Raw genomic sequence first — 15651 nt, 5'->3', positions numbered from 1 at the left:
GAGTATTTATGAAAATTGCAATTTTTAGTCAGCGCTGGATAACAGGAGGAAAGGAAGCTTTTATTGTCAATATGCTTAAAAATGTTGATTTAATTGACAATGAAGTCATAATAGTTACATCCTATAAAGAAACATCATTCTTTGATGATCAACTAAAAAAACTCAATATTTCAGTTATTAGTTTGATTGATAAGAAGCAAAACGTATTTAAACGCAACATTTTACTTCGAAAACAATTAAAAGTATTTCTGAGCAATAATTATTTTGATAAGATTATATTTAATATCGATAATGGATGGGATTTAAATCTAGTAAATATTGCCAAAAAAAAAGGTGTTAAAAGCGTAATAGCGCATTCTCATAATTCTGATGTTAGTCATGATAAGTTTAGAGTAATAAAACTATTGGCACACAGATTAGGAAAATCTCTTTACTCATCTTCACCCACAGATTATTGGGCTTGTTCTAACAAAGCGGCAAATTTTGTCTTTAATTCTAAAATTATAGATCAAGTATCTATCATAAAAAACGGAATCGATACGAACAAGTTTATTTTCTCTTCATTAAAGAGGAAAGAAATTAGAATGGAATTAGGAGTTTCTGTCGATGAAGTACTTATAGGAACTGTTGGAAGATTAAGTGAACAGAAAAATCCTTCTTTTATATTAGAAATAGCAAAAAATCTTCGTTTAAATAGTCAGTATAAGTTTATTTTTGTTGGTGAGGGAGAGATGAGAACATATTTACAACATAAAGCACTACAATATGGTATCGAAAATAATATAATTTTTTATGGCAATAGTAAAGACGTAGCTTCTATGATGTCTGCAATGGATATATTTTTGCTTCCTTCAAAATTTGAAGGATTACCAATAACTTTGATTGAGGCACAAACTAATGGTTTACCTATCCTTGTTTCTGATAAAGTGACAGATGAAGTTATGATTGCTGACAATGTTAAATTCATATCTTTAGATGATGAATTATTGTGGTGTGAGGAAATAAAAAAAATGAAATTAAATGAACAAAGAACCAAATATATAAATAACATTAGGGATTCTGGATACGATATTCATATGACATCAAAGGAGTATTTCGATTTATTGGTGAAATGAGTTTGATACTCAAGTCGAAACAGAAATGAGAGAAAAAATGAAAATTTTGTTTATTCACAATACATTGACAGCTTATAGATTACCTTTTTTTAATGAACTTTCTAAACTATGTGATTTAACTATAATGTTTTATAATTTAGAAGACAATATCAAAATATACAATGATAAAGATAGAACAAAAGAATTAGATAGTCGTATAAAAGTTTATAAACATTATAACAAAAAAACATTACTTCGAATTATGGAAGAGAAGTTTGATTGTATTATTTTACCACCTCTGGATGATTTAAAATCAATGATTATTGCTAAAACTGTTATCAGGAGAAAAGATACCTTAATAGCTCTTTGGTGGGGGAAATGGGTATACCATAAATCTCCCGTATTCACAATAAAATGGGCTAAAGATTTAGTACATACTTTGGTATTAAAAATGTTAAGTAAATATATTGATTTATTTCTATCATATGGATCAAAATCAAAAGAGTATTTGACTAACGTAAATATTCCAGAAAAGAAAGTTTTTAACTTTATTAATTCAACTGAAGTAAATCAAAAAGGGAGTAATTTGAAGTTGCGTGAAAAATATAATATTATGTCCGACAAAAATATTATACTTTTCATGGGACGAATTGTAGAAAGGAAAGGGGTCGAAATATTAATAAAGGCCTTTTTAAAAATAGATTACGATTCTATGCACCTTTTAATATGCGGAGATGGCCCTAATTTGAACTTTTTAAAAGAAAAATATGGTTCTGATGAGGGTATTACTTTCACTGGTCAAATTAATAAGGAAGATATCTCGAATTTCTATATACAAAGTGACGTATTTGTAATCCCTTCATACTTATTTAAAAATAGTGTTGAACCTTGGGGATTAACTGTAAACGAAGCACAACAATTCAACCTACCAATTATAGCAACAACTGCTGTTGGGTCTGCCTATGACTTGATAAATAGTAAAAACGGAATAATGATTGAGCAAAATAATGTAGAAGAATTAGTGGATGCTTTGAAATATATAGTTGGTGGTAAAATTACCAAAGATATGGTAAAGAAAAATAAACACGAAAATTCACCAAGAAAAATGGCGTTGAATTGTTTGGATGCAATAAATCAGTTTCATAAGGGGAATTAAATTGACTAAGAGAAAAGTTGCTAAGTTATTCATAATATATTTTTTTTCAGTCGTATTTATCTTGTACTTTCTATTTTTTTTCAAAGATTTTACGTATTTAGACCTAAGTATAGGTCTAGGATTTTTGGCAAACTTTTTACTATGTTTTATTTTTCTAGTTTTTGCTAAATTAAATATTTCTACTTATAAGGTATGCTATTATTTTATACTTATTTTCTTAGTTATGGCACCTTATTCTCAAATTATATCGGATTATGCACCTTGGGGGGAATATCTTACTAAAAGTGAAATAATAGAAACTAATTTAATTATTCTAGTTTTTCAAATTACTTTTTTTGTAAGTTATTTGTATAGTCAAAGAAAAATTTTAAGCAATCCCTTCCCCCGTTTAGATAAAACAATAAGAACAAATAATAAATATGTAAGCTATTATATGTTATTTGCGATTATTTGCTTTCCGATAGGTGTATGGTTATTTGGATTTAATAATCTTTTTACCAAAAACAATCTCTGGGACGATGGCGATTCATTTTTGTTTTTAATTGAGTTTCTGGTTAGATCAACACCGGTGATAGTTTTATCAATACTATTGAATACTAGAAAAAGCAAAGTTGCGATTAAGCCTAGACTATTAAATCTTAAAATCATTGTTTTAACAATAATTAGCATTTTACTTAACTTTCCTGTTTCTTTATCAAGATTCTTATCAGGTACAGTTTATTTAGGCTTGATCATATCATTTTTAAAAGATAAGTTTTGGAAAAGAAAGCTTTTTGATGTCATGGTTATTTTTTCTATAACGATCATTTTTCCTTTGTTTACCTTGTTTAAAAGATTTGATTTAATTGAAGGTTTTCAGAATATATCAAACTTTTCATTTGGCAATTTTAACAATGTAGACTTCGATTCTTTTACCATGATTGGACGAACAGTTAGATATGTGAATGAACATACTTTTTCTTATGGTAAACAATTAGTTTCGGCATTGTTGTTTTTTGTACCTAGGTCTGTGATTGACATAAAAGGTAAACCTACCAGTACTTTGATAGCTGAGTCACAAGGTTTTTTCTTTACTAACCTTTCTGAACCTATAATGGGAGAGGGCTTTTTTAACTTTGGAATAATTGGCGTTATTATTTTTGCATTGATATTAGGATACACTTTTTGTAAATTAGATTATATGTATTATTATTCTAAAATAGAAAATACTAATATTAATTATGTAGATATAATATTTCCTTTTTCTTTAGGCTTTGTAGTGTTTTTATTTAGAGGAGCACTGCAGCCTGTTGTTGTAAGGATTATGGGATTCTTCTTACCTTTAATATTAATATTTATATTTAATAATTCGATAAACAATTCAAGAGGAGTGAAAAATAAATAGAATGAAATTTCAAGAAAAGCTAGTTGAGTGGAAATCTTTCAAGGATATTACAGAAGAAGAATTAAACGAATTAAATTTATTAGAAGAAGATGAAGATGAGTTAATTGAAAGATTCCATAAAGATTTAGAATTCGGAACAGGCGGACTAAGAGCTTTAATGGGTATGGGAACTAATCGACTTAATAGATATACAATTCGTAAGATTACTTATGGATATGGTAAATTCTTGATTAACTATTACGGAGATTGTGTAAAAGATAAGGGGATCGTAATTGCTTACGACGTTAGAAATAATTCCAAATTGTTCGCACTTGAAGCAGCTAAAACTTTAGCTTATTTAGGAATTAAATCAATGATTTTCAAAGAAGCTACAACTACTCCTGAATTATCTTTTTCCGTGAGTCATCTTAATGCTATAGGTGGTATTGTAATTACGGCCTCGCATAATCCTCCAGAATATAATGGCTATAAAATATATGATTGTACTGGATGCCAAGTAACGCCTAGTCTTGCAGATATAATTATTGATTATATTAATAGAACAAAAATTAATGAGTTAGGGAATATAGACCAAAATCTTATTAATTATCTGGATGATCTTGTTAAGAATGATTATAAAGATTTTGTAAAACGAAGTCTAATGTCTGACTCAACTGAATCTAATTTCGCCCAATTAAAAGTCTTGTACACACCTTTGCATGGAACAGGTAATAAGCCCATCTTATCTTTATTAAATGACAATAAAAATTATGAAGTTTACTCGGTTGCTAGCCAATTAACTGAAGACCCGTTTTTTTCTACAGTCAAAAGTCCAAATCCTGAGGAAAAAGAGGCTTTTATTTTGGCTTTAGAAGAAGGGAAGAAGCATTCAGTTGATCTAATTATGGCAACTGATCCTGACTGTGATAGAGTTGGAGCATATGTTAAAGTAAATGACGATTTTATTGCTTTAAGCGGAAATCAAATAGGTAGCATTATGGTCTATTATATGTCAATTTCAAATAAAAAATATATTGAAGATTTGAAAAGACCATATATATTGAAAACAATAGTCACATCTAATTTAGGAAGTAAAATTGCCGAAAATAATAATATTAAGTGTATAAATACATTGACAGGTTTTAAATATATAGGTGAAAAAATCAATGAATACTTAGATGATTATGATTTTCTGTTGGGATATGAAGAATCGTATGGTTATCTCACAGGTACACATGCTAGAGATAAGGATGGTATAAGTTCTTCACTTTTAATAGCGGAAATGGTATCTTTCTATAAATATCAAGGAAAAACCCTAATCGATGTATTAAATGAAATTTATTCGCAATTTGGCTATTTTGAAGAAGAATTAATTTCATATACGTTTGAGGGGAGAAATGGATTAAATAAAATAAATGAGATTATGTATAAATTTAGGGAAATAAAACTTCATGATAAAATATTCTATGATGCAAATATAGTTAAAATCAATGACTATTTAAAGTCAATTGATAATTTACCAAAATCCGATGTAATAAAAATAATTTTTGATAATGATTCATGGGTGGCAGCTAGGCCATCAGGAACTGAACCAAAAATTAAGTTTTATATTGGATCAACTGGCTCGTCAAAAGAAGAGGCCCTAAAAAATCTCATAAATATAAAAAAATTTATTGAAAATTTAATCAAGTAAGCTTTATGAGTGTTTTATTAAAGAATTGATAGGTGATTACAATTAAAAAGTATGAAGGTAGTATTATTCCGTTTTCAAGTAAAAGTAATAAATATATAAGTTTAATTAAGAAGATGCTGAAATTATCAAAATTTGAACTTAACGAATGTTCTAAAGTACAGCTCATTTTAAAGAAAACTGATTTTTTAGTTCTAAATTGGGTAGAGAGTCAAATTATAAATGATAGGATCATAGTTTCTATGATTAAATTTGTATCTTTGTATGTCTATATAGTCATATTAAGTTTAAGGACTAATATCATATGGACTATGCACAATAAGCGACCACATGGTAGCAAAGGAATAGAATACTTTCTTTCTAAAAAGATAATGAATCTTTTGGCAGCAAAATCCAAATCGATAATTATACACTCTGAGGAATCAAGGAAGTTTTTGTCACAAAAATCAAGAATTGCTGATAAAGTAATTTATCTCCCTCATCCTAACTATTGCAATTGCTATGGTGATATTTTATCAAATGAAACAAATGATACTACTTTGAATCTTGTATTTTTTGGTGCAATAAATGAATACAAGAATCTTGATATTCTAATTGAAATAGTCAAAGAATTGGATAGTTTCCCAATTGATTTGAAAATCTATGGTAATGGAAATTTTGATATCATTGACAATCTAAAGAAAAAAATTGAGAATTCAAATAATATAACTGGTATTTTTAGATTTATTGAAGACGATGAAATTCCTCTAATTTTCTCTAATGCTCATATTATTGTAACTCCTTATGATTTAAATAGTAGTTTAAATTCAGGGACTAACATTTTGGCATTTTCCTATGCAAAAACTATCTTAGGTCCCTATAATGGTACACTAAAAGATATGGATAAAATTAATGAGTATTTCTTTGCCTATGACTATGAAACTAAAGAAGAACATAAAGAGAAGTTAATGGAAAAAATACTATTTATTTTAAATAAGTATGATAGGAATTTTAATGAGTTAAATAATCTAGGAGAAAAATGCTATGAATATGTCCAAGAGAATAACAATATCACTAAAATAAGTGAAATCTTTAAAGCTAAACTTTTGTCAAAAAACATATGGTAGTAGAGGAGAAATTGATGAAAAGAATTTTATTTACAGGTTACTTTGGAGCGGGAAATTTCGGTGATGATTTAATGTTATCTGTATTTTGTAATAATATTGAAAATGAGAATAAATTATATTTTCTCAAGATTTTTCCTCAAAATATCACTGTCGATATTCCAGATTTTGTAAAAGTTATTGATATTTCCATGTATGGTTCAAAAGTCCAGAAAGTTATTTATGGACTGATTATGACTCGTATGCATATGTTTTTTTGGATAGGTGGCACGATTTTTACTGAGCATGACGGAGATGGTGCCTACTCTTTTGTAAAAATAGCAAAATTGCTAAAAAAAAAATATGGTTATCTTGGTGTAGGTATAGGACAAATACACAGTGAAAAACGTATCTATCGAAGTAATTATGCGATACAAAACGCAAATTTTATAACATTTAGGGATAAAAATTCGTATGAAATAGGTAAAAGACTTAATCATAATGTTTTTTTAACTCAAGATTTAGCATACTTATATTTAGAAAAAAAAAATATTGTAAAGGAAAAAGATCAGGTAATCATTTCTTGGAGAGAATTAGGAAAACAACTCTCATTAAGCGAAGAATTAAATCTTATAAGAATATTGGCAATCAGCATTATTAAGAGTAAATTAGATTTCTTGAAAATAAAAATAATTCCTCTGGATGATAGTAATGATTATGATAAAAACTTAATTTTGTATAAAGAATTAATTGATTTGTCAGATCATGCCGAGAATATTGAAATATTATGTGATTTGAAAGCTGACGAAAAGTTTGATTTAATAGCAAGCAGTAAGATTAATATTATGGGGAGACTTCATGGAGTATTTGTATCAGAAGTTTACAAAAGGAATACCTTGAGTATGAGTTATAGTTTGAAAATGGATGAATTTTTGAAAGATTTAAATAAATCTGAAGACAATATATATATTTCTGATTTAAATATTGAAACTATTGATAAAATTTTACAAACAAATAATCCGATATCTGATTATAAGATAGAACAAAATATAGCATTGGCAAAGGAAAATATATTTCTTTTTAATAGCTTTGTTGAAGGTGTATAAATTATATGGAAAAATACAAAAAATTAATTGGTAATTCTTTAGTTTTTGCAATTGGTAATTTTGGAAGTAAAGCAATCAATATTCTTATGGTACCTTTATATACTTTTTTTATGACACCAGGAGAATACGGGGTAGTAGATTTATTTAATACAACTATAAGTTTGTTTTTACCCATAATTACCATAAGTATTAGTGAGGCGGTCATAAGATTCACACTGGATAAAATTAACGAAGAAAAATCTGTAAATAAAGTCTTATCGAATGCTATCTTTATTAACGTAATATCAATTTTAATATGTACATTATTATACCCAGTCCTATCTTACTTTGAATTGTTCGAGGGATACTTATTTATGTTTATACTACTGTTAAGTTTGAATCAGTTAGAGGCAACCTATACCCAATTCACAAGAGCGATAGGTAAAATTAAACAATTTGCTATAAATGGATTAGTTATGACTTTGTTAACAGCTTGTTTTAATATTATATTTCTTGTTTATATGTCTTTAGGAACCAATGGATTTTTGCTGTCACTTATTTTAAGTAACTCTATATCAATAATATATTTATATTTTGTTACAAATAGTTTTGAGAGAGTGAAGATAAGGTTAATTGATTTTAAGCTTATAAAATATATGATTAAATATTCGATTCCATTAATTCCCAATATGATAATGTGGTGGTTAATCAATAGCTCTACTCGATATTTTATTTTATTTTTTGTGGATGCCACAGCAAACGGTATTTTTGCAGTGGCTAACAAAATTCCAACTATTTTATCAATGTTTACTTCTATATTCCAGCAAGCATGGCAACTTTCCGTTTTTGAAGAGTTCAAAAATAACGATAAAGATAAATTTTATTCACAAGTTTTTAAAATATATTATAAATTATTATTCACGTTATCAGCATTAATTATTCCCTTTCTACATATTATTGTTCCCATTATTATTGATGATAGCTTTATAGAAAGTTGGCAAATTATACCAATATTATTAGTAGCCGTTATCTATCAAAGTTTTTCAAGTTTTGTTGGTACGATATACACGGCTTCAATGAATACAAAAGGAATTTTTATATCCTCAATAATTGGTGGATTAATATCTGTATTATTAAACTTCATTTTAGTGCCCTATTATGGATTAACTGGTGCAGGATTCTCATCAGCGTTGAGTTTTGTATGTATGTTTGTGATAAGATATTATGATACTAAGAAAGATATAAAACTTAATATTGATTTTCGATTTTTTATATTTAACAATATTATGATTCTTCTACAAATAGTATTAATACGAGTAATAGGTGGGGCTACTATTCTATTTGTTGTGAACATCCTTATCTTTTTTATACTTTTGGTGTTTAATTGTTTGAGTGAAAAGAAAGGAATTATAAAGTTAAAAAAAATTATAAGGAAATAAGTTACGAATTATAAAATATTTTAAATGTGTTAGAAGCATTCAAGGTAACATATTTGAAAAAGAAAACATTAGTCCTTAATTCCATTTTCCAAACTCTTAAGAAATCTAAGATTCCTCATATAACCCATCAATTTTAATCTTTTTTCTGCATTTCTAAGACAATTAGGAATTGTTGACTTAACTATCATTTTTTTCGCTTTCCATAGTGATAGGAATAAATTCTGCTATGGATGATTAATTGAGGTAACTCATTAGACTTAAAAATTGGTTTGGAAATTATTGCTACAAGATTTTTTCATTCAGAATTAATATTGAAAAAATCATTCAGAATTCTTACCATTTTCAATAATGAGAGATTGGATCATTAAGTTCATCGAATTTATATAGATTTTCACTGAATTAGTTTTATTATAGAAAATTATTATATATAACTTTCGAAATTAGATAAATAATTAGACCAATTAAAATTAGTTTTATCCTTTTACCTAATTTTTGAAAGGTGAACATAAAAGATTTAAAGTTATAACTCTATTATTCTTGCTCATTGATCATTAAATCTAACTCCAACAAATAAGGTAAGATTATTAATAAAGTTAATAAGAGAAAGGTATTTGGTGAGGTTATTATATTTTGCTGATGCTATGTTAAAGAAAGGTGGATTTATTGATAATGAAAATAGGTGTCATTGGAATGGGATACGTGGGGCTAGCAAATGCACTTTTGCTGGCGCAAAAAAATGATGTTATAGCTTATGACATTTTACCTGATAAAATAAGTTATTTAAAAACAAAGAAATCTCCCATATTTGATAAAGAAATCGATGAATTCTTGATTAGGAAAGATTTGAATGTAGAATTTACTAATGATTTTGAAGATGCAGTAAACTTTGGAGAGTATTTAATTATAGCTACTCCTACAGATTACGATGAAAAAAAGAATTACTTCAATACTTCTACAGTTGAAGATGTTATCGAAAAAGCGTTGGCAATTCGCCCAGATGCAACATTTATTATCAAGTCAACAGTTCCGGTAGGTTATACCTTAGATGTCAAAGCAAAGTTTAACACTGAAAATATAATTTTTTCTCCCGAATTTTTACGTGAAGGTAAAGCATTATATGATAATCTACATCCATCAAGAATTGTTGTTGGTGAGGTTTCAGATCGTGGTCAAAAAATTGCTAATTTATTTAAAGAAAATGCTTGGGACGAGGATGTTACTGTACTGCTAACCAACTCTACTGAAGCTGAAGCTATTAAATTATTTTCCAATACTTATTTAGCTTTACGAGTTGCTTATTTCAATGAATTAGATACGTACGCTGAATCTCGTGGACTAGATAGTCGACAAATTATCGAAGGGGTAGGGTTAGATCCAAGGATAGGTACTCATTACAACAATCCTTCGTTTGGTTACGGTGGTTATTGCTTACCTAAAGATACGAAGCAGTTGCGTGCAAATTATGAAGATGTGCCAAGTAATATTATTGGCGCAATTGTCGATGCCAATACAACTAGAAAAGATTTTATTGCTAATCAAATTCTGGCTAAAAACCCCAAAACTGTAGGGATTTACCGCTTAACAATGAAAGCTAATTCTGATAATTTTAGATATTCATCGATTCAAGGGATTATGAAGCGTATTAAAGCAAAAGGAATCGAGGTGGTGGTGTATGAACCATCCCTTAACGAGGAAACATTCTTTAATTCTAAAGTTATTAAGAATTTTGAAGAATTTAAAGACATTTCGGATATCATTGTAAGTAATCGCTTTGAAAGTATTCTCGAAGATGTAAAAGAAAAGGTATACACAAGAGACATTTTTGGAGATAACTAATATTCTTTTGGAGGGGCAAAAATGAAAAAAGTGCGTAAAGCTGTTATTCCTGCAGCAGGGTTAGGGACCAGATTTTTACCAGCAACAAAAGCAATCGCAAAAGAAATGTTACCAATCGTTGATAAACCAACGATTCAATTCATTGTTGAAGAAGCAATTGCTTCAGGAATTGAAGATATTTTAGTTGTGACAGGAAAAGCGAAACGTCCAATTGAAGATCATTTCGATTCAAACTTTGAATTGGAATCAAACCTATCATCAAAAGGGAAAAAAGAGCTTTTGGCACTTGTTGAAGAAACGACAGGAATCAACTTGCATTTTATTCGTCAAAAACGTCCTTTAGGTTTAGGTCATGCGGTTCTCCAAGCAAAAGCTTTTGTAGGCGATGAACCATTTATCGTCATGCTTGGCGATGATATTACGGAGGATGATGTACCTTTAACGAAACAGTTGATCAACAATTACGAAAAAACAAACGCATCAACTCTTGCGGTTATGAAAGTTCCTCATGAAGACACGTCAAAATACGGTATCATTAATCCTAGTGAAGAAGCGGCGAAAGATTTGTATAGCGTAAGTGAATTCATCGAGAAACCATTACCTGCAGACGCTCCGAGTGATTTAGCGATTATCGGTCGATATCTTTTACGACCGGAAATCTTTGGAATTTTGGAAGAACAAGAACCAGGCGCAGGAAATGAGATTCAACTGACTGATGCGATCGATTCACTGAACAAGATTCAACGGGTATTTGCTCATGAGTTTAAAGGTAAACGTTATGATGTTGGGGACAAACTAGGTATGGTCGAAGCGAATATTGAATATGGTTTAAAACATCCTGAAATTAAAGATGAACTTCGGAGTTATATCAAAGAGCTAGATGAGCGAATATAAAATAAAAAGCAATCAGATGAAACTGATTGCTTTTTATTTATAATAATATTGAAGATTGCTTATAAAAATGTTATCTATTGTAATATGATATTCTGTTTCTGAATGAATATTTCTCAGGTAGCATTGATTATAGAGAAAGACTAACTATATAGAGTCAAGTGAAAATTAGCTAAATCAAAAAAATATTTTATAACAGTTAAGTCCAAAAAATGAGTACAACAAATAGACCTTTCACTATTAGATTTTTTTGATTGTTCAATAGCTAATCGGAAACAATCTTATAAGGTTCATTTTTAGTTAAAATAGCATGAATCACATAACAAAGCTTACGAGAAACAGCACCTAAGGCCGTCAGATGATGCTTTCCCTCAGAAATTTTTTTCTGATAAAACGCGCGAAAAACAGGATCACATCGAGAAGCAACTAGAGCAGCTGAAAACAAGGCTTTTCGTAAGTATGGAGATCCACGCTTGCTCATAACATTATGTGTTGCTTCGTATTGCCCAGATTGGGACACAGACGCGTCTATGCCAGCATAAGCAACCAGTTTTTTCGGATTAGAAAATTTGCGAATGTCTCCAATTTCACCAAGAATTGTCGCGCCATTTATAGGGCCGATTCCAGGGATTGTGAGAATAACAGAGTCTAAATTACTCATTATGCGCTTAATTTCTTTTTCAGTTTCTTTTACTTGGCTTTCGATGAATTTCAATTGTTCAATCATGGAGCGTAATTGAAATGTAAAAGCTTCTTGAGCAAATTTCACTCCAAAGGAGTTAGAAGCTGCTTGCTTCAATTGATCTGCTTTCTCTGGCTTTATTCGGTTCCTGCTTAACTCAGCTAAGTATTGAGCCAACGTTTCTGCCGAAATTTCTTCTAGCTCTATAGGAGAACTAAACTCAAGCAATAACTCTTTAGACGCTTTTCCGAAAATACCTTGTTTAGAAAAAGTTGATGCATATTCAGGAAACACTTGATCTAGTACAGCTATGATTTTTCGTTTGAAGTCGCTTGCGGTACCTACTAAATAGGTTCGGTAACGTGAAAGTTGTTTTAACGAAAAAACATTTTCATCAGACAATACTGTTTCTACAAAGGAACCATAACGCATCAAGTCAGCAATCAAAACAGAATCAATAATATCATTTTTTCGTTTTCTGATTTCTGTTCCTTTGCGCCAGCCATCGGTTTGAAGAGGATTCACAACGTGAATCAAAAAGTCTGATTCGTGGAGGTATGAAAAGATGGAGAGCCAATAATGACCCGTAGCTTCCATTCCGACAATAAAGTCAGCGGGAGTCTCTGAATATTTTGAAAGCCGCTCAATCAGGGAATCAGCTCCTTCAGTAGTGTTAGGGAAAGAAAAACCTTTTAGGATCACTTTACCTTCTTCACTCATTAAAGAAGCCACGTGAGTTCGCTTGCCGATATCAATTCCTAAGAAGTACATACATTTGACCTTTCTAAAAAAATATTTTGGATTGAAACCCGCTCAACTGAAAAGCGTCACTACCTTGTACGAGATACGGAGTAAAGCAAAAACTTTCAACATCTAACTCATACGTAATCCACTTATCAGAGAGAGGTGCCAGTCTTTCGATTACGAGCTTCAAAACTCAAGGAGGCAACGGCATAGCCTCTCAATCCAATAAATATATTATCTCAAAATGAATGAGTTAATACCAAATTAAAATAACGATGGTTCATAGGGTTATCCAATCAAAACCGGAAGGTTAAAACCCTAACTCTAATATACAAGGAGGCTACTAACATGAACGTATTAATCACAGGTGGTGCTGGATTTATTGGGAGTAATTTTATCAGATTTATAATTGAAAAAACGGAAAGTACGATCGTTAATTTAGACTTATTGACATATGCTGCAAATCTGGAATATTTAAAAGAAATTCAACAATTACCTAATTACCATTTTATTCAGGGAAATATTAAAGATAGTACGTTGGTTATGAAGACCATCCAAAAATTTAAAATTGATTGTATAATAAATTTTGCCGCAGAGTCTCATGTTGATAATTCAATAAAAAATGCGGAAGACTTTATTCAAACCAATATAGTTGGAACTGCCAATTTGTTAGAATGTGCTAGATTATCCAAAATTAGATATTTACAGATATCGACGGATGAAGTTTATGGTAGTTTAACAGAAGGTTATGCTGATGAGAAGACATTTTTGAATCCTAGTTCGCCATATTCTGCATCGAAGGCTGCTGCAGATCATCTTGTTATGTCCTATCATAAAACCTACGACTTAAATATCAATATTGTTAGGGCAGCAAATAATTACGGTCCAAATCAATACAAAGAAAAATTGATCCCGTTGATGTTACACCAAATAAGCAATAATAAACCATTGCCGATATATGGCAATGGTTTGAATAAACGTGACTGGCTATATGTTGAAGACTTTTGCAGGGCAATCTTCATCATATTAGAGTGCGGAAAAACGGGTGAAATTTATAATGTTAGCGCCCATGAAGAAATTGATAATCTTACTTTAGTTAAGAAGTTGTGTCATTTATGCTCATATGATGAACGCATGATTGAATTCGTTGAAGATCGATTAGGCCATGATTATCGTTATGCCATGGAAACATCAAAGATAGAATCACTTGGCTGGAAACCAAAAACAAACCTAGAAGAAGGGCTAATTAAAACTGTAAAGTGGTACTCTGAAACCAAACAGTTGGAAAGTTGAAATAGCATATAAGATCATGACTTTCATTGGATAATCCTTCATGATTTACATCTCAAACTTCCGCCAATCAAACAAATTAATCACCCCGATTGCTTTAAACGTCAAATAGATAAAATGACCATAATTATGGCCAATCAGATGTAACGCATCTGCGGAAGCTCCTTTATTCGACCAAAGAGTAAAACCTAATATAATGGCTAAGATCAACAGACCTTTTCCTAATGCAAAGACAATTGTTTTTGCAGGGAGGGGTCTTTTTTTTGTGAGGAAAAAGCCGAATAAAAGGACAAAGTTAACTAGTAACAAAAAGTGTGCAGCAGCTGTCCATAGGGTCATTGTTCCTGTAGGTGTTAAGAAGTCGGTGAAAACGCAAGCGACGACTGCAGTCAAATTTAGCAAGTATAGAGAAAGGCGGAAGGTTGGTTTCTTCTCGTCACTCATTCTTTCTGGTTCGTCTGCTAATTGTTCTGGTTTTAGTAGTGACTCTAAATCGATTTGATAGAGATCACTTAATTTAATCAATGTATCGATGTCTGGGGTACTTCGATTGTTTTCCCAATTGGAGATCGTCTGTCTGGTAACAAATAATTTTTCGGAAACTTCTTGTTGGGTGAGCCCTAATTTCAAGCGACTCTCTTTTATTTTTTCAGCTATAGTCATTTCAATGCTCCTTCTGACATATCCTATCACAAAGCGGTTCAAAGAAACAATTGTAAAGTTCGATTTAACGAAAAAATGCACAAGTCATTTTCTTTGTTCTTATAAGATTAAATTAAGATGAGCTTCATTTAGATATTCCTAAAGAATTTCCTGAAATTGCTCGATTTTTTTCACTGAATCCTTCACCTGTAATAAGTAACAATTGTCATATATGAAGTGATAAATGTTCAAAGATAGCACATATTCAGAGTAGAAGATAGTCTTACTCGAATCATTCAAAAAAAGAAAGCCACAATTAAGTAAAAAATAGTTTCCTTTTTTGAAAAAGGAATCATTGATAAAACAAGGATGCCAAGAAGCTTTGCGCTGATTTGCACGGGATTTGCTTGAAGAAAAGGGTGGTTGGATTATAAAATTCCGAAGAGGTGATGTAGTGCAATGATAAGTGAATAAGATATACATATGCTCAACGGAATTTCATGTGCCCGCATAAAAAACTTTTGTCAGGAGTGGATGATACGTCAAATAAAAAAAAATTTTAAATTAAAAATTAATAAATTATAATGATTTTTAGGCGTAAAAATAGGTTGGGAAAAAAATTTTTTATTTTGAAAAAGAAGGTTAAGGTGAAAGTTT

At 30.1% G+C, this 15651-nt stretch carries 12 protein-coding genes; 10 read left to right on the top strand and 2 right to left on the bottom strand.

The annotated features are described in order from the left end of the window. Nucleotides 1-8 precede the first annotated feature (8 nt). The 9 genes from CO692_RS01840 to galU all read left to right on the top strand — a co-directional run bounded on the left by CO692_RS01840 (nt 9) and on the right by galU (nt 11639). Nucleotides 9-1115, top strand: coding sequence for a glycosyltransferase (locus tag CO692_RS01840; RefSeq protein ID WP_096741382.1), 1107 nt, complete (start codon nt 9-11; stop codon nt 1113-1115). A gap of 37 nt (nt 1116-1152) precedes the next feature. Then, nucleotides 1153-2250 carry a glycosyltransferase family 4 protein gene (locus tag CO692_RS01835; protein ID WP_192940717.1) on the top strand — a complete coding sequence of 366 codons (1098 nt, stop codon included), beginning with the start codon at nt 1153-1155 and terminating at the stop codon, nt 2248-2250. Between the two features lies 1 nt (nt 2251). Next, nucleotides 2252-3634 carry an O-antigen polymerase gene (locus CO692_RS01830; protein ID WP_096741380.1) on the top strand — a complete coding sequence of 461 codons (1383 nt, stop codon included), beginning with the start codon at nt 2252-2254 and terminating at the stop codon, nt 3632-3634. 1 nt (nt 3635) lies between these two features. Beyond that, on the top strand, nt 3636-5306 hold the full coding sequence (locus CO692_RS01825; protein ID WP_096741379.1) for a phospho-sugar mutase: 1671 nt from the start codon (nt 3636-3638) through the stop codon (nt 5304-5306). Nucleotides 5307-5338: 32 nt separating this feature from the next. After that, on the top strand, nt 5339-6409 hold the full coding sequence (locus CO692_RS01820) for a hypothetical protein (protein WP_096741378.1): 1071 nt from the start codon (nt 5339-5341) through the stop codon (nt 6407-6409). Between the two features lie 14 nt (nt 6410-6423). Next, entirely contained in the window at nt 6424-7491 is a 1068-nt protein-coding gene (locus CO692_RS01815; RefSeq protein ID WP_192940716.1) for a polysaccharide pyruvyl transferase family protein, read from the top strand. Nucleotides 7492-7496: 5 nt separating this feature from the next. Next, the gene (locus CO692_RS01810; RefSeq protein WP_096741376.1) at nt 7497-8909 is read left to right on the top strand and encodes a lipopolysaccharide biosynthesis protein; all 1413 of its coding nucleotides are present in this window, start codon (nt 7497-7499) and stop codon (nt 8907-8909) included. 669 nt (nt 8910-9578) lie between these two features. Beyond that, complete coding sequence (locus tag CO692_RS01805; protein WP_096741375.1) at nt 9579-10745, top strand: nucleotide sugar dehydrogenase; 1167 nt, start codon at nt 9579-9581, stop codon at nt 10743-10745. 21 nt (nt 10746-10766) lie between these two features. After that, complete coding sequence (gene galU / locus CO692_RS01800; RefSeq protein WP_096741374.1) at nt 10767-11639, top strand: UTP--glucose-1-phosphate uridylyltransferase GalU; 873 nt, start codon at nt 10767-10769, stop codon at nt 11637-11639. A gap of 262 nt (nt 11640-11901) precedes the next feature. Here galU and CO692_RS01795 read toward each other — a convergent pair whose 3' ends face one another. Further along, on the bottom strand, nt 11902-13089 hold the full coding sequence (locus CO692_RS01795) for an IS110 family transposase (RefSeq protein ID WP_096741373.1): 1188 nt from the start codon (nt 13087-13089) through the stop codon (nt 11902-11904). A 321-nt stretch (nt 13090-13410) separates the two neighbouring features. On the opposite strand from CO692_RS01795, the gene rfbB reads away from it, so the two are divergent. Then, nucleotides 13411-14355 (top strand): dTDP-glucose 4,6-dehydratase, encoded by a 945-nt coding sequence (gene rfbB / locus CO692_RS01790; protein WP_096741372.1) that lies wholly within the window; start codon nt 13411-13413, stop codon nt 14353-14355. Between the two features lie 45 nt (nt 14356-14400). Here rfbB and CO692_RS01785 read toward each other — a convergent pair whose 3' ends face one another. Continuing rightward, on the bottom strand, nt 14401-15015 hold the full coding sequence (locus CO692_RS01785; RefSeq protein ID WP_096741371.1) for a helix-turn-helix domain-containing protein: 615 nt from the start codon (nt 15013-15015) through the stop codon (nt 14401-14403). Nucleotides 15016-15651 lie beyond the last annotated feature (636 nt).

It is taken from the genome of Enterococcus sp. FDAARGOS_375, assembly GCF_002393265.1.
Taxonomy (GTDB): domain Bacteria; phylum Bacillota; class Bacilli; order Lactobacillales; family Enterococcaceae; genus Enterococcus_D; species Enterococcus_D innesii.
The sequence above is the reverse complement of the archived record's forward strand: the minus strand, read 5'-3'. Positions and strand labels throughout refer to the sequence as shown.